At 71.1% G+C, this 16,615-nt stretch carries 14 protein-coding genes and 1 pseudogene; 6 read left to right on the forward strand and 9 right to left on the reverse strand.

Going from position 1 to position 16,615, the window contains the following annotated elements; all coding sequences use genetic code 11:
* Positions 1-197 precede the first annotated feature (197 nt).
* The 3 genes from ACFVX6_RS12225 (at position 198) to ACFVX6_RS12235 (ending at position 3,365) form a co-directional block, all read left to right on the forward strand.
* Positions 198-1,013 (forward strand): carbohydrate ABC transporter permease, encoded by an 816-nt coding sequence (locus tag ACFVX6_RS12225; RefSeq protein WP_389690440.1) that lies wholly within the window; start codon positions 198-200, stop codon positions 1,011-1,013.
* Between the two features lie 89 nt (positions 1,014-1,102).
* Positions 1,103-2,080: a hydroxyacid dehydrogenase gene (locus tag ACFVX6_RS12230; RefSeq protein WP_389690473.1), complete on the forward strand. Its 978-nt coding sequence runs from the start codon at positions 1,103-1,105 to the stop codon at positions 2,078-2,080.
* An 82-nt stretch (positions 2,081-2,162) separates the two neighbouring features.
* Positions 2,163-3,365 carry an alpha-L-fucosidase gene (locus tag ACFVX6_RS12235; protein WP_389690442.1) on the forward strand — a complete coding sequence of 401 codons (1,203 nt, stop codon included), beginning with the start codon at positions 2,163-2,165 and terminating at the stop codon, positions 3,363-3,365.
* Here ACFVX6_RS12235 and ACFVX6_RS12240 read toward each other — a convergent pair.
* The 7 genes from ACFVX6_RS12240 to ACFVX6_RS12270 form a co-directional block, all read right to left on the reverse strand.
* Positions 3,358-5,700, reverse strand: coding sequence for a family 20 glycosylhydrolase (locus tag ACFVX6_RS12240; protein WP_389690444.1), 2,343 nt, complete (start codon positions 5,698-5,700; stop codon positions 3,358-3,360). The two genes, ACFVX6_RS12235 and ACFVX6_RS12240, sit on opposite strands and share 8 nt — an antisense overlap.
* Before the next feature lie 125 nt (positions 5,701-5,825).
* Positions 5,826-6,872: a TolB family protein gene (locus ACFVX6_RS12245; RefSeq protein WP_389690446.1), complete on the reverse strand. Its 1,047-nt coding sequence runs from the start codon at positions 6,870-6,872 to the stop codon at positions 5,826-5,828.
* Positions 6,869-8,179: an MFS transporter gene (locus tag ACFVX6_RS12250; protein ID WP_389690448.1), complete on the reverse strand. Its 1,311-nt coding sequence runs from the start codon at positions 8,177-8,179 to the stop codon at positions 6,869-6,871. Before ACFVX6_RS12250 ends, ACFVX6_RS12245 begins: the two co-directional genes overlap by 4 nt.
* On the reverse strand, positions 8,179-9,471 hold the full coding sequence (locus ACFVX6_RS12255) for a discoidin domain-containing protein (RefSeq protein ID WP_389690450.1): 1,293 nt from the start codon (positions 9,469-9,471) through the stop codon (positions 8,179-8,181). Before ACFVX6_RS12255 ends, ACFVX6_RS12250 begins: the two co-directional genes overlap by 1 nt.
* Positions 9,472-9,776: 305 nt before the next feature.
* Complete coding sequence (locus ACFVX6_RS12260; protein ID WP_389690452.1) at positions 9,777-10,511, reverse strand: hypothetical protein; 735 nt, start codon at positions 10,509-10,511, stop codon at positions 9,777-9,779.
* 119 nt (positions 10,512-10,630) lie between these two features.
* On the reverse strand, positions 10,631-10,939 hold the full coding sequence (locus ACFVX6_RS12265) for a hypothetical protein (RefSeq protein WP_389690454.1): 309 nt from the start codon (positions 10,937-10,939) through the stop codon (positions 10,631-10,633).
* A 55-nt stretch (positions 10,940-10,994) separates the two neighbouring features.
* Positions 10,995-11,564, reverse strand: a complete 570-nt coding sequence (locus tag ACFVX6_RS12270; RefSeq protein ID WP_389690456.1) for a DinB family protein — start codon at positions 11,562-11,564, stop codon at positions 10,995-10,997.
* Between the two features lie 234 nt (positions 11,565-11,798).
* Here ACFVX6_RS12270 and rox point away from each other — a divergent pair.
* Positions 11,799-13,222, forward strand: a pseudogene (gene rox, locus ACFVX6_RS12275) (rifampin monooxygenase).
* Between the two features lie 297 nt (positions 13,223-13,519).
* Here the strand turns inward: rox and ACFVX6_RS12280 are convergent.
* Positions 13,520-13,876, reverse strand: coding sequence for a hypothetical protein (locus tag ACFVX6_RS12280; protein ID WP_389690458.1), 357 nt, complete (start codon positions 13,874-13,876; stop codon positions 13,520-13,522).
* 102 nt (positions 13,877-13,978) lie between these two features.
* On the opposite strand from ACFVX6_RS12280, the gene ACFVX6_RS12285 reads away from it, so the two are divergent.
* A complete protein-coding gene (locus ACFVX6_RS12285) occupies positions 13,979-15,070 on the forward strand; it encodes a hypothetical protein (RefSeq protein WP_389690460.1) in 1,092 nt (363 codons plus the stop codon).
* A gap of 223 nt (positions 15,071-15,293) precedes the next feature.
* On the opposite strand, the gene ACFVX6_RS12290 is transcribed toward ACFVX6_RS12285, so the two are convergent.
* The gene (locus ACFVX6_RS12290; protein WP_389690462.1) at positions 15,294-15,752 is read right to left on the reverse strand and encodes a hypothetical protein; all 459 of its coding nucleotides are present in this window, start codon (positions 15,750-15,752) and stop codon (positions 15,294-15,296) included.
* Between the two features lie 396 nt (positions 15,753-16,148).
* Here ACFVX6_RS12290 and ACFVX6_RS12295 point away from each other — a divergent pair, with 396 nt between their 5' ends.
* Positions 16,149-16,562, forward strand: a complete 414-nt coding sequence (locus tag ACFVX6_RS12295; RefSeq protein WP_389690464.1) for a VOC family protein — start codon at positions 16,149-16,151, stop codon at positions 16,560-16,562.
* Positions 16,563-16,615: the final 53 nt, after the last annotated feature.

Here is a 16,615-nt window from a genome sequence, read left to right on the forward strand (position 1 = left end):
CCGCCCACCCCCGCGGGGGGGCTCCGCCCTCCCCCCCCCGCCCGGCCCCCCCCCCCCGCCCCTCCCCCCCCCCGGGCGGGGGGCCGCGCCCCCGGCCCCCGCCCCCCCCCGGATCGGGAACCGGATCCGCACCCGCCCTGCACGGCACCCGGAAGCCGGCCAAGAGGCCGCGCCGGGGAGCCGCAACGGCCTCCAAGGTGGCGGTCAACGCCGTGCTCCTGGTGGCGGTCCTCTACACCCTGATGCCGCTGACCTGGCTGCTGATCGCCGCCACCAAGAACCACGCCGACCTCTTCGGGACGGCCGGCTTCGGCTTCGGCGAGTTCCACCTCTTCGACAACCTGCGGGCCGTCTTCACCTACGACGACGGCATCTTCGGTCGCTGGCTGCTCAACAGCCTGCTCTACTCCGTCATCGGGTCCCTGGCCTCCTCGCTGATCAGCGTCGCGGCCGGATACTGCTTCGACAAGTACGAGTTCCGGGGCAAGGGCCCGCTCTTCGGCCTCATCCTGACCGGCACCCTCGTCCCGGGTGTCGTCATCACGCTCCCGCAGTACCTGCTCGCCTCCGAGACGGGGATCGTCAACACGTACTGGGCGATCCTCATCCCCGCGCTCGTGAACCCCTTCGGCGTGTACCTGGCCCGGGTCTTCTCCGAGGGCTACGTACCCGGTGAGGTCATCGAGGCCGCCCGCATCGACGGTGCGAGCGAGATGCGCGTCTTCCGGTCGATCTCCCTGCCGATGCTCATGCCCGGCTTCATGACCCTCTTCCTCTTCTCCTTCACCGCGAGCTGGAACAACTTCTTCGGCCCGCTGGTCATGCTCAATGACCACCAGCTGTACCCCGCGGTGCTCGGCATCTACAACTGGAACCAACTCGTCGTGCAAAACCCCGAGTTCTACTCCCTCGCGATCACCGGATCCCTGGTGGCCGTCATCCCGCTCGCCCTCGCCTTCATCGGCCTGCAGCGGTTCTGGCGCTCCGGCCTCTCGGCGGGAGCGGTCAAGTGACGGACCCCGGCCCGACCTCCGACCCGACCCGCGAGCCCGGCCCGAACCACGCGGCCGACGGGCCCCGCAGACCCCGCACCCTCCTCGTCATGGCCCCGGACACGAAGGCGGCGCTGCTCGACGAGCAGGCCCTCGCCCGGCTCGGCGCCACCGCGCTCCTGGACCCCGACCTCCTGGTCACCGACTTCGCCGCGGCCGACCCCGCGCGGCTGCGCGAAGCCGAGGTCCTGCTCACCGGCTGGGGCTGCCCGCCCCTCACCGAGCAGGCCCTCGACCTCCTCCCGGCCCTGCGGGCGGTGGTGCACACCGCCGGAACCGTGAAGGGGCTGATGACGGAAGCGGCCTGGCGGCGCGGGCTGACCGTCACCAGCGCGGCCGAGGCCAACGCCCAGCCCGTCGCCGAGTTCACCGTCGCCGCGATCGTCTTCGCCAACAAGCGCGTCCTCACCACCGCCCGGGCCTACCGGGAGGTCCGCACGCAGCTCGACCCGCTCACCCTGTACCCGGGGATCGGCAACTACGGCAAGACCGTCGGCATCATCGGCGCCTCGCGCATCGGTCGCCGCGTCATCGAGCTGCTGCGCTCCTACGACGCCCACGTGCTGGTCCACGACCCGTACCTGGACGGGGACGAAGCGAGGGCCCTGGGGGTCGAACCCGTCGACCTGGACGAACTGATGGGCCGCAGCGACGTGGTGACCGTGCACGCACCGCAGACCCCCGAGACCCGCCACCTCGTCGACGCCCGCCGCCTCGCCCTGATGCGCGACGGGGCGACCCTCGTCAACACCGCACGCGGAACGCTCGTCGACACCGAGGCGCTCACCGCGGAGCTGGTCTCCGGCCGGCTGCACGCCGTCCTCGACGTCACCCACCCCGACGTCCTGCCGGCCGGGTCGCCGCTCTACGACCTGCCGAACGTGCTGCTCACCCCGCACATCGCCGGATCCCTCGGCAACGAACTCGGACGGCTCGCGGCCTGCGCGGCCGATGAGTTGGAGCGGTACGCCCGAGGACTCCCCTTCGTCTACGCCGTCCACCCGGCGAGCCTGGCCCACTCGGCCTGAACGCCCCGCCGTCGAAACCCGAAAGCCCACCATGACGCTCGGTCCCTCCGCACCCCCCGCCGGTCACGGCGAAACCCCTCTCGTGCCCACGCCGGGACAACTCTCCTGGCAAGAAGCCGGATTCGGGATCTTCCTGCACTTCGGCATCAACACCTTCAACGGCGTCGAGTGGAGCGACGGGACCCTGGACCCGGTCACCTTCCGGCCCTCGCAGCTCGACGCGCGCCAGTGGGTGCGTACCGCCGCCGAGGCCGGAGCGAAGTACGTCGTGCTGACCGCCAAGCACCACGACGGCTTCTGCCTCTGGCCGACCGACACCACCGCCTACTCCGTGGCTTCCTCGCCCTGGAAGGACGGAGCGGGCGACGTGGTCGCCGAACTGGCCGAGGCCTGCGGGGAGGCGGGCCTCGGCCTCGGGCTCTACCTCTCGCCCTGGGACCGCAACGCGGACTGCTACGAGCAGCCCGCCGACTACGACTCCTTCTACCTCCGCCAGCTCGCCGAACTCTGCACCCGCTACGGCCCGTTGTGCGAGCTGTGGTTCGACGGTGCGGGCTCCGAGGGGCGCACGTACGACTGGGACGCCGTCATGGCCGTGATCGACCGGCACCAGCCGGACGCCATGGTCTTCAACATGGGCCGCCCCACGATCCGCTGGGTCGGAAACGAGGAGGGGCTCGCCGCCGACCCCTGCCGCTACGTCACGCACTCCACGGGCATCAGCCTGTACGACGACCGGCACACCGAGCTCGACTCGGCCGCCTACCTGCCGCCCGAATGCGATGTCCCCCTCCGCGGCGACTGGTTCTGGCAACCAGGGAACCGCGACACCCTCAAGAGCCGGGAGGACCTGCTGGAGATCTGGTACTCCTCGGTGGGACTGGGCGCCGGCCTGCTCCTGGGCGTCCCGCCCGACCGGCGCGGACTGATCGACGACGACGACCGGTCCCGACTCCTCGCGTTCACCGCAGAGTTGGAGCGGCGCCTAGGCGATCCCGTCCCCGCCGCCCTCGCGGCCGAGGGAGACGCTCTCCTCGCGGACTTCGGCCGACCCGTCCGCATGGACCACGTGGAGCTGCGCGAGGACCTCGCCCGGGGGCAGCGCGTGGACGGCCACGAGGTCTGGGCGGACGGCCGGCTGATCGCCTCCGGTCACACGGTGGGGGTCCGGCGCGTGCACCGCGTGGAGCCCCTCACCGTGCGCGAACTGCGGATCCGGCTGACCGGACCCGGGGCCCGGCTGGCCTCGGTGTCGGCAGCCGGACCGCCGCCCGGAGTCAGCTGATCTGCCAGCGCTGGTAGACCGAACCGCTGTTGGACTGCTGGCTCGCCAGGGCCCCGTCCGCGCCGGACGCGGTGGTCAGGAGCAGTCCGCTCTTCTTGTTGGCCACCGCGTAGTCGCCGGACCCGAGCGGGGTGACCGTCCAGCGCTGGCTGTCGCCGCTGCCGCAGGCGGTCTGCACCACGGCCGCACCGGGGGCGGTGGAACCGCCCGCCACGTCCGCGCAGAGCCCGGACGAGCCGTTGGTCATGGTGTAGCTGCCGTCGCCGGTGAGGGTCAGTCGCCATTGCTGGTTGGGGCCGCCGTGCGGGGTCCAGGTGATCAGCTGGGTGCCGGACGTGGTGGAGCTCGCCGGATCGTCGAGCGCCTTCCCGGCCGCGGTGAGGGTCCGGGTCCCGCTCAACTGGCCCCCGTACACCTCGAACTCGTACAGCGAATAGCCGTAGGTGGTGCCGCGCTGGGTGCCGTACACCCGGATGTAGCGGCCGGAGCCGGACAGGCCGGTCAGGTCCTGGACCCCGCCGGTGCCCGTGGTCGTGGAGTACAGGGTGCGCCAGGTGCTCTGGTCGTCGGAGACCTGGATCTGGAAGCCCTTCCCGTACGCGGCCTCCCAGCGCAGCACCACCCGGTTGACGGCCTGGGCGGAGCCTAGGTCCACCTGCAGCCACTGCGGGTCGGTGTACGCGCTCGACCACCGGGTGCCCGGATCGCCGTCCGTCGCCAGTGCGGCCGGGAAGGCGGCGGTCTCGGTGCTCGACGCGGTGGTGGGGCGGTTGCGGGCGAGGTTGCCCGGCTGGGCCGTCCCCGGCCAGGCGGGATGGTGCCCGATCGCGGCCACGATCGGCGTGAACGCCGCATAGGTGGACACCAACTTCGGTGAACCCCACGTCTGCTGGGCGAGCCCGCGCAGGGGGTACATGATGCCGGCGGCGATCTGCGTCTCCGTCTCAGCGTTCGGGTTGTCGCACCACACGTGGATCAGCGAACCGCGGTTCTTCGAGGGGTCGCTGATGGTGTTGCCGCCCTCGAACCGGTCCGGGGTCCAGGTCTCGTACATCCACTTGGTGTCCGGCTTCGCGCCGCCGAGGACGTAATAGGTCGGCGTCCAGGACTCGTTGGCGACGGTGTGCCCGGCGTTGACCAGCTGCTGGGGGGTGAGCCCGTAGCTGTACCAGTACTCGACCAGGATGCGGGCGTCGGGGGTGACGGTGCCGTCCCCGGCTTTGATTCCGTCGTTCCACATCCGGGTGGTCTTGCCGGCCGCGCGGACCAGGGAGTCGGACCAGTTCACGAACCCGTAGTAGGTGTCCTTGGCGGTGGCGTTCGCCCCGTAGTGGGCGCGGGCGTAGCTGAGCAGCTGCGGGTACCTGGCGTAGTCGGTGACGTACTCGTCGGCGCCGATGTGCCAGTACGGGGCCGGGAACAGCGGCAGGTACTCCTCGATCAGGTCCTTGATCAGGGTGTACGAACCGGGCAGGGACAGGTCGATGAACTCGGAACTGGCCGTGCCCGAAGCGTCCTTGAGCCTGAGCTCCGGGTGGGCGGCCAGGATCTGGTTCATGTGCCCCGGGGTGTCGATCTCGGGCACGATCGTGACGTGGTACTTCTGGCCCAGTGCGATCAGGTCCGCGATGTCCTGCTTGGAGTAGTGGTCGGCGGAGACGATCTCCGGGTGCGTCGAACTCTCCAGGCGGAAGCCGAAGGTGTCCGACAGGTGGAAGTGGAAGTAGTTGAGCTTGAGGTAGGCCAGCTCCTTGATGTGCTGCTTGACCCAGTCGACCGTGAAGAACTTCCGCCCCTGGTCGATCATGAGCCCGCGTTCGGCCTTGGTGGGCCAGTCCACCGCCGTTCCGGCCGGCACGGACGCCGACTGGCGCAGCAACTGCAGCACGGTGCGGGTGCCGTTGAAGGCTCCGGCGTCGGTCCCGGCCTGGATGGCGAGGGACTGGCCGACGGTCATCCGGTACCCCTCGGCGGGCAGCGATCCGTCGCCCAGGCTCAGGGCGATGTCGCCGGGGGAGGCGCTCCCGGTGACGACGGCCACCGGACGCCCGGCCAGCGCCGCCAAGTCCTCGGCGAACGTGGCCGCTTCGTCGGAGAGCTGTGCGGTGTGGGCGGGATCGACGACGATCCGGCTGGTACTCGTGAAGCCGTACGCCCCGGTGCCGGCCGTCCACTGCCGCAGGGCCGGCACGGTCTGCGGCGGCGCGGCGGCGACGGCCGCCCCGGCCCGCAGGGGCTCGGCCCCGGCATGGGAGGGCAGCGATAGCGCGGCCAGGGCCAGGGCGGAGGCGGTCAGGAATCTGAGCAGACGCATGGCGAGTCCCCAGGTGTTCACGGCGGCATCTCCCTCCGGCCGTGACTGCCGGAGGGAGTGGCCACAGTGCAACGTAGTGTCAGGTCTATGTCAAGAGATGCTCGAAGGGGCGGCCGAATGAGCATCATCGAGCATCGGGGGCCGGATCACTGCGCGTCGGCCGCGCCCGCCACCGCCACCGGCGACGACCCGCCGGCGACGGACAGTCGGGGTGCTCCGGTGCCGTCCGCGGGGACGGTCCAGACGTCGCTCGCGCGACCGTCCGCGCCCGGCAGGGCGTAGGCCACCGTCCCGTCGTCCGTCCAGGCCGCCTGGTCGTCCACGCCGCGCGTCTCGGCGAGCGCGGTCTCCGCCATCGTCCGCAGGTCGAGGACGTACAGCCGCCAGGGCGCGGCCGGGTCGTCGGACACCTTCTTCTTGAAGGCGACCCGGGTGTTGTCGGGCGACAGGGAGGGGCATTCGACGTTCTCCCGCAGCGTCCGCGCCGACCAGTCGGACATGTTCCCCTCCACGAGGTACGTACGCCCCTTGGTGGAGACGGTCGCGTAGAAGCGGCTGTCGTCCCGGGCGAAGCTCACGCCCCAGTAGTTGACGTCGGGGGAGTGGTATCGGACACCGTCGATGGTGAGCGGTATCTCCTCCAGGGACTTCACCAAATACCCCGTGCGCAGGTCGAGTACGGCCGTCCGGGTGGAGAATCCGGTGGCGGAGTACGAGTCCCCGGTGGCGAACACCGTCCAGGCGAGCATCTGCCCCGACGCGGACACCCGGGCCCGGGTCGGAACCCCCGGCACGGTCGTCCGGCTCACCTCGCGCAGTCCCCGGTCGAGGACGACGGCGTACGTCTTCGGCAGCACCCCCGGCTCGACGCGCAGGCAGAGGGCGGTGCCCCCGGCGGCGTGGAACCGGTCGCAGACGGGACCGCCCGCGGTGCGGTCGGCGCCGCCCGCCGCCGCGGTGAGGGGCTGGTGCGCCACCCGGCCCGTGGCGGTGTCCCGGAAGTACAGGGCGGGACCCTCGAGGGCGAAGGAGGCGTCGGCGGCCGCCTGTCGGCCGCCCGGCCGGTTCCCCGCGTGCAGGGCGTACCCGGCGGTGGAGCCCGCGAGGAGGACGACCGCGGCGACCGTGACGGCGGTACGGGCCCGGGCGCCGAGCCGGCGTGCGGGAGCCGGCTCGGTGAGCTGCGTGGTCATGAGGTGCTCCGCTCACTGGTGGAGGATTCTGTCGGCTCCGCGGCCGTCACGGCGGCCGGGCCGCCCGGATCGCGCGGCAGCAGCGCCCAGCCGCCCGCCAGCGCGGCGAGCAGCACCGCCGTGGCCCCCCACAGTGCGGGCCGCGGCCCCCACACCGTCCACGCGGCGCCGAACCCCGCCGCGGCGAGCATCCGGGCCAGGGCCTGGCCGGTCTGGAGCACGGCCAGCCCGCCCGCTCGGCCCCCGGCGGGCAGCACCGGCCCGGCGAGGGCCATCAGCACCCCGTCGGTGGCCGCGTAGAACACCCCGAGCAGGGCGAGGACGGCTGCGAGGAGGAGGGGGGCCGGCCCGCCGGCCGGGGCGAGCAGGACGAGGTAGGCGCCGAGCAGGGCGAGGTGCCCGTACAGGAACGGCAGTCGGCGCCCGACCCGGTCGGCGATCCGGCCCACCGGGACGGCCAGGAGCAGATATCCGGCGGCCGCCCCGAGCGGCAGCAGCGGGAACCAGCCGGGATCCAGGCCCAGCCGGCGCTGGAGCAGGAGGTAGACGAAGGCGTCGCCGATGGTGGCGCCGCCGAGCAGGGCGGCGGCCCACAGGATCCGCCGGAAGGCGGGGTCGCGCAGCGCCCCGAAGGCCTTGCCCCGGGACGGAGCCGGGCCGGGCACGGCTGTCGGGCGGTGGTGGCCGGGAACGTAGAGGACCAGGAGCAGCACGCCGAGCAGGCCGCAGCAGAAGCTGGCGACGAACACCGCGTCGTACGCGCCCGCGGTCGCCCAGAGCAGGGCGAAGGCGGCGAGCGGGCCGAGCAGGGCGCCGGTGGTGTCCATGGCCCGGTGCACGCCGAAGGACCGACCGAGCTCCTCGGGAGGGCTGCTGAGGGTGATCAGCGCGTCGCGGGGCGCCGTACGGATGCCCTTGCCGACCCGGTCGGCGGCCAGGGACGCCGCGATCCCGCCGGTGGCGCCGCCCGCGAGCAGCAGGCCGAGCCGGGAGCAGGCCGAGACGGCGTAGCCGATGCCCGCGACGTGCTTGTACCGGTGGCCGCGGTCGGCGAGGTGTCCGCCGAGCAGCCGTACGACCGCGCCGGCTCCTCCCATCAGCCCGTCCAGGAAGCCGAATTGGAGGGGTGAGAGGCCGAGTCCGAGGACGAGGTAGAGCGGCAGGACCGCACTGACCATCTCGGAGGAGACATCGGTGACGAGGCTGACCGTACCGAGCGCCAGGACGGCGGCGGGGACGCGCCGGCCCGCCCCCGTGGTGGGGGGCGGGGCCGGTGCGGCCCGGCGGCCTGTGGTGGCCAGGTACATCAGTGGCAGGTGTACTTCGGGCTGGTGTCCTTGGTCGTCCCGTCGGTGGCGACGTAGCTCCAGCTGTAGCCGGAATCGGTGAAGTCCATCTTCAGGACCCCGTACGTACCGCTGATCCGCTTCTGGCTGTTGGGCTGGACGTTCTCGATGTCGTACGGCTCGGCGCCGCCCATGCCGCCGACGATCTCGGTGATCCCGTCGGCGGTGGCGTTCCCGTTCGGGTCCTGCGGGGCGAACCGCTCGTAGTGGTGGTCGTGCCCGCCCAGCACGAGGTCGGCCTTGGCGCCGTACAGGATGTTCCAGACCGGCTTGCTCACGGGGTCGTTGCCGTGCCCGCCGGAGGAGTACAGCGGGTGGTGCCAGTAGGCGGCGATGCAGCCCTTGGAGTTCGCGGCGAGGTCGGCCTTGAGCCAGTCGATCTGGGCCTTCTGGTCGAAGGAGTTGGAGTCGAGGGCGATGAAGTGCCAGTTGCCCTCGTCGAAGCTGTAGTAGCTCTTGCCCTGGGGGTAGGCGACGGCACCGAAGTACGCCTTGTAGCCGGCGAGCGGTCCGGCCGGGTCGTAGGTCTCGTGGTTGCCGGGCACGGGGCGGGTCTTGTCCTTGAACGCGCCCCAGGACTTGTCGTAGTAGGCCTTGTAGTCGACGAGCCGGGCGTCGTCGTACTGGTTGTCACCCATCGTCAGATAGAACTTCGGGTTGATCTTCTGCGCCTGCGCCGCGGTCTTGGGGTGGGCGCAGGAGCTGTCCGAGGCGGTGCACTGGGCGGCGATGTCACCGGCGGCGACCACGGTGAAGGCGCCGGTCGGCGGGGGAGTCTCCCCGTCGAGGGTGCCGTACACCTCGACCTCGTACAGGGAGTACCCGTAGGAGGTGCCGCGGGCGGTTCCGTACACGCGCAGGTAACGGCCCTTGCCGGAGAGGCCGGTCCAGTCGTCGGTGCCGCCGTTGCCGGCCGTCTCGTTGGCGAGCCGGGTCCAGGTGGCGCCGTCGGCCGAGATCTCGACCCGGTACGTCTTGGCGTACGCGGCCTCCCAACGCAGTGCCACGCGCGTGACGTTGGCGCTCGCGCCGAGGTCGACGCGGATCCACTGCGGGTCCTTGCCCTCGACGCTGGCCCACCGGGTGGTGGAGCTGCCGTCGAAGGCGTTCTGCGGACCGAAGCTCGAACTCTCCACGGAGGACGCCGTGGCGGTCTTGCCGCGCGAGATGAGGGGGTCGGCGGCGGCGCCGGCCCGTTCGGGGTAGGCGAGCAACAGGCCGCCTACGAGGAGGAGTACGGCGGTGATGACCACGCCTATCGTGCGGCGTGATGTGTGAACATGAGGCGTGCTTGGGGTGCTCAGGTTCATTCCTGACTCCCTGGCCTGGTGGGTGGCGAGAGCTGGCACCGGTACGAGACCCCGCACCCCTGCCCGGGTGCGGGCAGGGACGTGCGTGGTCACAGCGGCCGGGTCAGAGCTCTCGCTGAGCGCGTCATGCCCACGGATGCGGGCACCGCGCCGAGCCGCCGAAGCGGGATGCTAGCAAACAGGAAACTTTCCTACCAGTCATTTGTGGCAGGAGCTTCGGGCAGTCGCGGCACGAGCTTCGGGAGCGTTCAGGAGATCGCGTACCACTGGCTGGCCCAGCCGGTGTTGATCGTGCTGGTGGACTGCTCGGCGAGGTTCACGGTGGCCGGGAGCGAGGTCTGACCGGTCAGGACGGTGCTGTAGCGCAGGCTCGGCGGGTTCAGACCCGCGTTCACCGAGATCCCGGCGCCCGTGGCCTTGAGGGTGAGGGCGTTCGTGGCCCAGTTGCCGTTGAGGAGGAGGGCGACGAAGTAGGTGCCGGGGGCGGCGGTGAACGGCTTGGCGAGGGGGAACGGCTTGGCTATCGCGTCGGTCATCAGCTGCGGGGAGACGTCCGGGGTGGACGCGACCAGGGTGCCCTTGGCGTCGTACACGCCGAGGTAGCAGTTGGAGAGTTGGGCGTTCGGGTCGATGCCGGCCAGCCCCAGCCAGATGTTGGACCAGGTGAGCTGCTCGCGCAGCACCATCCGGACCAGGGTGACCCGTCCGCCGACCCCGGCCGCGGACTGTGCGGTGACGTGTCCCGCGTCGTTCGGATCCCCGGTCCAGGCCAGCAGGTTCTGGTCCTGCGGCCGCGGCCCCTCGAACCCGCCGCCGGCGGGCACGGGCGCGGGGGACGCCACTGCCGACGGGGAAGCACCGGCCCCTGCCCCTGCCCCCTTCCCGGCCGTGCTCCCGCCGGACGCCGAGCAGCCGGACAGGACGAGGACCGCCGCGAGCATGGCGGCGAGGCCGGCCGAGGCGGTGGTGGTACGGGTGCGCATGGTCCCCCCATGAGGTGCTGATGTGCGAAGGAAGCCATGGTCACACGGGCTGTGCACGTTCCCGTACGCGGCCCTGCCGGGGGTCCTGTTGCTCCCGCGGGCTCCTTCCGCCGGCTCCCTCAGAGGACCAGCAGGACCAGGATCAGCACAGCGGGCGGAAGGAACAGGGTGAGCAGGTGGACCACCGCGGTCCGGGTCATCCCCAGGGCGAGGAACAGGACCAGCCCGCCCGCGAGCCAGCAGCCGAAGACCCGGACCGCGAGTTCCTGAGCGGAGGTTTCCTGCGCCCGGGTCGTGGCCTCGAAGAAGGGGCCGCCGATCATCATGGAGAGCAGCACGCAGCTCAGGGGCAGGTTGACCGCCCCGGCGGCGACCGCGCAGGGGCGGTCGCTCCGGCGCGCTCGTCTCCACAGCCCTATCGCGCTCATGGGGCGAAATCCTAGCCGGGCACCCGCGACCGGCTCCCGGACGGGCCGTCGCCGGTCACTGGCCTACCCTCCCGTCGACGCATTCGCGCAACAGGTCGGCGTGCCCGCAGTGACGGGCGTACTCCTCGATCCGGTGCACCATCAGCTCCCGCACCGCGATCTGCTCCTTGCCCAGCCGCTCGCCCAGATCCGGATGCCCGGCCAGCGCCGCGTCGGTCACGCCCTGCTCGCGCTCCAGATCGGCGTACGCGCCGTCGACCACGGCCTGCTCGGCGACGGCGCCCTCGAAGTCCCCGTCGCGCTTGCCGTACAGCTTCGGCAGCGGATCGCCGTCGGTGATCCAGTTCTGCCAGTCCCGTTCCACCTCGGCGAGGTGCCGCAGGAGGCCGAGCAGCGACATCGTCGACGGCGGGACCGACCGGCGGGCCAGCTGCTCCGGGTCCAGGCCCTCGCACTTCATCCGCAAGGTCAGGCGGTAGTCCGTCAGGAAGTCCTGCAGGGTGGCGAGCTCGCCCTCGGTACTGTTCTCACCGCTGTTGCGGGGGTCGTCGTCCGGGTCCACCCACATGTCGGGGTAGATGGTCGACCGGGTCCATCGCTCGCCTTGATCACTCATGCGTTCCATGCTCGTCCATGCAGGAACCGGCTCGCCAGCCGATTTTTCCCGGAACGCAGAATGGCAAGGAGGTTTCCCCACTCCTTGCCACTCTCAACTTATAGCGCACCGGGGGGCTTGCGGCAAGGCCCCGGTAGTGACGCAGAATCACCGATCGAAGGCGGAACCTGTGGAAATGGTGATTGCGTGATGGCTGAAGTACCCCACACGACCGACGCGGCTGACGCGACGGATGTGACGGATGTGACGGACGTGACCGTCGTCGGCGGCGGACCGACCGGTCTGATGCTGGCCGCCGAGTTGCGCCTGCACGGTGTCCGCGTGGTCGTGGTGGAGAAGCTGACCCGTCCGACCGGAGAGTCCCGCGGCCAGGGCCTGCACACGCGCAGCGTCGAGCTGATGGACCAGCGCGGCCTGCTGGACCGGTTCCTCGCCGTCAGCGAGAAGTTCCAGGTCGGTGCCTGTTCGGCGGCATCATGAAGCCGTGGCCGGATCGGCTGGACACGGCGCACCCGTACGGTCTCGCCATCCCGCAGCCCGTCACCGAGCGGCTGTTGGGCGAGCACGCCCTCGAAGTCGGCACCGAGATCCGCCGCGGCTGCGAAGCGGTTGATCTGAGCCAGGACGAGGACGGGGTGACCGTCGAGCTGGCGGACGGTACGCGCTTGCGCTCGCGCTACCTCGTCGGGTGTGACGGCGGCCGCAGCGCGGTGCGCAAACTGCTCGGAGTCGGCTTCCCCGGCGAGCCCGCCACGGTCGAGACCTTGCTGGGCGACATGGAGGTGACCGAGGATCCGGCGACGATCGCCGAGGTCGTCGCGGAGGTCCGCAAGACCCAGCTCCGCTTCGGCGTCAGCCCGGGCGAGGACGGGTCGTGCCGCATCGTCGTACCCGCCGACGGCGTGTCCGAGGACCGTACCGCGCCGACCTTGGAGGAGTTCAGGCAGCAGCTACAGGCCTTCGCGGGCACCGACTTCGGCGTGCACTCGCCGCGCTGGCTCTCCCGCTTCGGCGACGCCACCCGGCAGGCCGAGCGCTACCGGGTGGGCCGGGTCCTGCTGGCCGGCGACGCGGCGCACATCCACCCGCCGACCGGCGGACAGGGGCTCAACCTAGGCGTGCAGGACGCCTTCAACCTCGGCTGGAAGCTCGCCGCCGCGGTCAACGGCTGGGCCCCGCAGGACCTCCTGGACAGCTACCACGCCGAACGCCACCCGGTGGGCGCCGCCGTACTGGACAACACCCGCGCGCAGATCACGCTGCTGGGGACCGACGCGGGTCCCACCGCGCTGCGGGAGCTGTTCGCGAAGCTGATGGACTTCGAGGAGGTGAACCGGTACGTGACGGGGATGATCACCGCGGTCGAGGTCCGCTACGACTTCGGCGAGGGCCACGAACTGCTCGGCCGCAGGCTGCGGGACGTGGAGCTGAAGCGGGGACGCCTCTACGAGCTGATGCGCACCGGCCGCGGACTCCTGCTCGACCAGACCGGTCGGCTCTCGGTCTCCGGGTGGGCCGACCGCATCGATCACGTCGTCGACCTCAGTGAGGAACTGGACGTACCTGCCGTGCTGTTGCGCCCGGACGGCCACGTGGCATGGGTCGGTGAGGACCAGCACGACCTGGACGCCCACCTGCCGAAGTGGTTCGGCGCCGCCACGGCCTGAGCACGCGCAGCCGCTCTCCGGCTCCTACCCGTACCGGTTCCTGTACTCCTCGCCCGTGGGGCCGAAGTCCGCGCTCGGCGTTGCGGGTTGTCCGGCAGGCTGGGAGACGGGGCCGAGGCCTCCTTCGAGGACGGTCCGGACGATCCGAGGCCGGTCCCAGAGGGCCGGCAGTCTCGTTGGCGATGACCGCGATGGACAGCGGGTCTTGGTCGCCGTGCACCACGATGGCGGCGGCCGAGAGGCCGGCAGCGCACCCTCGACCAGGACGAGCGCCCCCGGATGGATCGCCCGAGTGCGCTAACTCCGTACGGCGAGCAGCTGCCGCCAGCGTGGTTGCTCGGCGATCAGACTGGCGGCGACCAACACCGTCACGGCGACGGCGGCCCAGGTAGGCCAGGCCGCCCAGGAAGAGACGACGGCCGCGAGGAGTTGGAGCAGGACCAAACCGACGGTCACCACGCCGGGGACGGGCACGAGGATCTTCTCCCGCACCATCCCGTTGTCACCTGGGGTGGCGAAGACGGTCAGCACAGTGAGCAGCAGCACGACCGACACCACGGCGAGCAGCACGGAATACGGTGCGAGCGCCCAGGGAGTGGCAACCCAGGCGGCCAGCATGCTGAGGAAGCGGAGCGGGTCCGCCAGACGTATCACATGCCGACCTTCCCACAAGGGGCGGTGGTGCGGGTCGGTTCAGCACCAGAAGGCCGGCGCCGTACATCGCCCGGGCTGTCGGCGGGGCGTTATCTTCAGGCCATGTTGATCACCGCACAACTGCGCGACTCGGTGAAGCTGCCGGGTGGGGACGCACTCGTCAACGGCTTCGCCTTCGAGGGGCGTGGGGACGGGCCGCGCCGTGCTCTCCTCCGGAAGGGGCGAGAGCTGGAGGTCTACGACCTGGACGAGCTCTTCGCGGGGGAGCGGGCGCCGGCCGCGGTCTTCCCCGTTCCCTGGCCCGGGTGGGAGCACGGTGTCCACTCGGTGAGCCCCGACGGCTCGTTCACGGTGTTCTCGGGCCAGCGCGCGGTACGAGCCGTGGGCGTGGGCGGAGGAACCCTGTGGGTGTACCGGCACGGTTGCTGGGGGCCCGAACTCGGCCACGCACACACGGGCGACGACCAGGAGGTGTGCGGTGGATTCGAGCATGGATCCTGCCGGGTCTCCGACGACGGCCGACTCGTCTGGGCGCATGTCGTGATGGGCCCGGAGGAAGAGGTGGAAGCGGAAGGGGAAGAGGGAGGGGACGGGCAGGAATGCTGGGTCGTCCTGGACGCCCGCGACGGACGAGAACTGGCCCGGCTGCCGCTGGACAGCGCAGCGGCAGGTTCACACCACCTCTCCCACCCCGACGGCATCCACATGGGCCTGTGCATCGGCATGGGCCAAGACGGCATCCTGCTCCACTGGGCGCGCTGGAACGGCGAGACGCTGACCGGCTGGGACCTCAACGCCAGCATGGACCGCATCCTGGCGGACGTACACCCCGAGCTCCCGGGCTTCCTGACGGTCGAGCACTACGGAGCCGACCTGCAACTGCACGCCCTGGACGGCGCCGTCATCTCCGAGGCGGCGCCCGAACCGGCTGACGGCGAGGAGCCGCCCTATTGGGACTACAGCTGTGGCTTCGTCGACGCCGACACCGTCATCGCCTCGACGGTCGAATCCGACGAGGACCCGGAGCGGGCCCGCCACTGGCTGCTCGATGTGCGCACCCTGGAGACACGAGGGACGGTCAGGTATCCGATGGGCCCCGTCGACAGTTACGTGCGCCCGCTCGGCGATGGGACCTGGCTCACCTACGACGACAGCAGCGCCACGCTCCACCGCTGGAGGGAAGCCACGTCGTAGGCAAAGCCTGCACTCCTCCCTGCGGAAAGCGGTGCCTCCTGCGTTCTGATCCAGCATCTCCATGGCGGTGAGGGCCGCGTCCCCACAGGACACCGCGTCGTCCGTGCTCCCGGAGGCATGGGCCTGCAAGGCGTGGCACAGGACGAGAGCGGCGAAGACGGCGTACGTGCCGACGGCATCGGAGACAGTTCTCTCCCCCGTCGTTCCGTCTGGCCGGCCATGCTCAGTCATCGGCGATCTGCAGGGCCAGCACGAAGTGCTCGCCGTCCGTTCCCGCGAGCAGGCTGTCGAACAGCGGGGTGAGCCCGTTCACGGCGCCGCACCCGGCGTCGTGGTTGGTCCACCAGGCGGCCTCCGGCCCGAGCAGGGACACCACCCGGTCCGCCGCACGTTCGGCCGCCTCGATGGGCAGGTGCCGGTGGTCCGGCCAGACCAGGTCGACGGCCGCGACCCCGACCAGGAACGCGGCGGCCCCGTGCGTCTCCACCGGTTCCAGCGCGGCGCAGATCTCGGGGACGGACGGCGGGGCGTACCCGACCAGGAAGCGTCTCCAGGCCTCGTCGACCGCGACCCCGGCCAGCAGCGTACGGATCCGGGCCGCCAGCTCCGGCAGGTCGGGCTCCGCCTCGACGAACCGCCCGGCCGCCACGTACACCCGCATCGGCGTCGACAGCTCTGCCATACCGGCTTCCAGCCCGGTCAAGACCCCCATGAACGTCACGGCTGAATTCTGCCGCACGCCCGCTCGCCCCTGGAGGGATGCTGACGGGGCATCGGGCGCACCGTCGCGGGAAGCGAGTGCGGCCCGCGTGACATGCCCGTGAACGCCCGGCGCGTATCAGGATCGATCAGGAATCGAGAAGCGCGGTTCACGGAACGCCTCTAGCCTACTCAGCATGAACATCACCGTTCACGCGGCTTCTCCTCCGCAGGACGGCCCGGAGGCGTCGCACGCCCCCACGCCGTCCTGACTCCCGGCCCTTTCCTACCGATTGACCGGCGAACACGCACCGATGTGACATCCGGGCTCTGGCCCGGACGTCCGCCACGTATGCATCCACAGTGCAAGGAGCAAGGCATGAAAGCGCACGTCAGCTCGATCCTTCTGGGCGTCCGGGACATGGACCGGGCCAAGCAGTTCTACACCGAGGGGCTCGGCTGGAAGATCCAGAGCGACTTCGGCATCTCGGTGTTCTTCGCATCGGACGGCGCCTCGCCCGTCGGCTTCTACAGCCGCGAAGGCCTCGCCGACCAGGTGGGCACGGACCAGGAAGGCAGCGGGTTCAGCGGACTGGTTCTGACCTACGTGGTCCGCAGTGAGGCGCGGGTCGACGAGATCATGGCGGAGGCCCAGAAGGCCGGCGCCACGGTCCTCAAGCCCGCCGGTGCTCTGCCGTGGGGCGGGTACGGCGGCACCTTCGCCGACCCGGAGGGCTACATCTGGAGTCTCGGCTACAGCGACCAGGGAACCGACCAGCCCTACGCCGAGTAGCCGCGGTCTTCGTCTCCCAGCCGTCCGGGACGGCGCGCCGCGCGCCGCTGCCG

It is taken from the genome of Streptomyces sp. NPDC058289, from assembly GCF_042880975.1.
Lineage (GTDB): Bacteria > Actinomycetota > Actinomycetes > Streptomycetales > Streptomycetaceae > Streptomyces > Streptomyces stoeckheimensis.

Excerpts from the sequence above, each read along its gene's own strand:
- ACFVX6_RS12230 (WP_389690473.1), top strand. The coding sequence starts at position 1,103 with ATGGCCCCGGACACGAAGGCGGCGCTGCTCGACGAGCAGGCCCTCGCC.
- ACFVX6_RS12245 (WP_389690446.1), bottom strand. The coding sequence starts at position 6,872 with ATGACCACGCAGCTCACCGAGCCGGCTCCCGCACGCCGGCTCGGCGCC.
- ACFVX6_RS12250 (WP_389690448.1), bottom strand. The coding sequence starts at position 8,179 with ATGTACCTGGCCACCACAGGCCGCCGGGCCGCACCGGCCCCGCCCCCC.
- ACFVX6_RS12260 (WP_389690452.1), bottom strand. The coding sequence starts at position 10,511 with ATGCGCACCCGTACCACCACCGCCTCGGCCGGCCTCGCCGCCATGCTC.
- ACFVX6_RS12265 (WP_389690454.1), bottom strand. The coding sequence starts at position 10,939 with ATGAGCGCGATAGGGCTGTGGAGACGAGCGCGCCGGAGCGACCGCCCC.
- ACFVX6_RS12270 (WP_389690456.1), bottom strand. The coding sequence starts at position 11,564 with ATGGAACGCATGAGTGATCAAGGCGAGCGATGGACCCGGTCGACCATC.
- ACFVX6_RS12285 (WP_389690460.1), top strand. The coding sequence starts at position 13,979 with ATGTTGATCACCGCACAACTGCGCGACTCGGTGAAGCTGCCGGGTGGG.
- ACFVX6_RS12290 (WP_389690462.1), bottom strand. The coding sequence starts at position 15,752 with ATGGCAGAGCTGTCGACGCCGATGCGGGTGTACGTGGCGGCCGGGCGG.
- ACFVX6_RS12295 (WP_389690464.1), top strand. The coding sequence starts at position 16,149 with ATGAAAGCGCACGTCAGCTCGATCCTTCTGGGCGTCCGGGACATGGAC.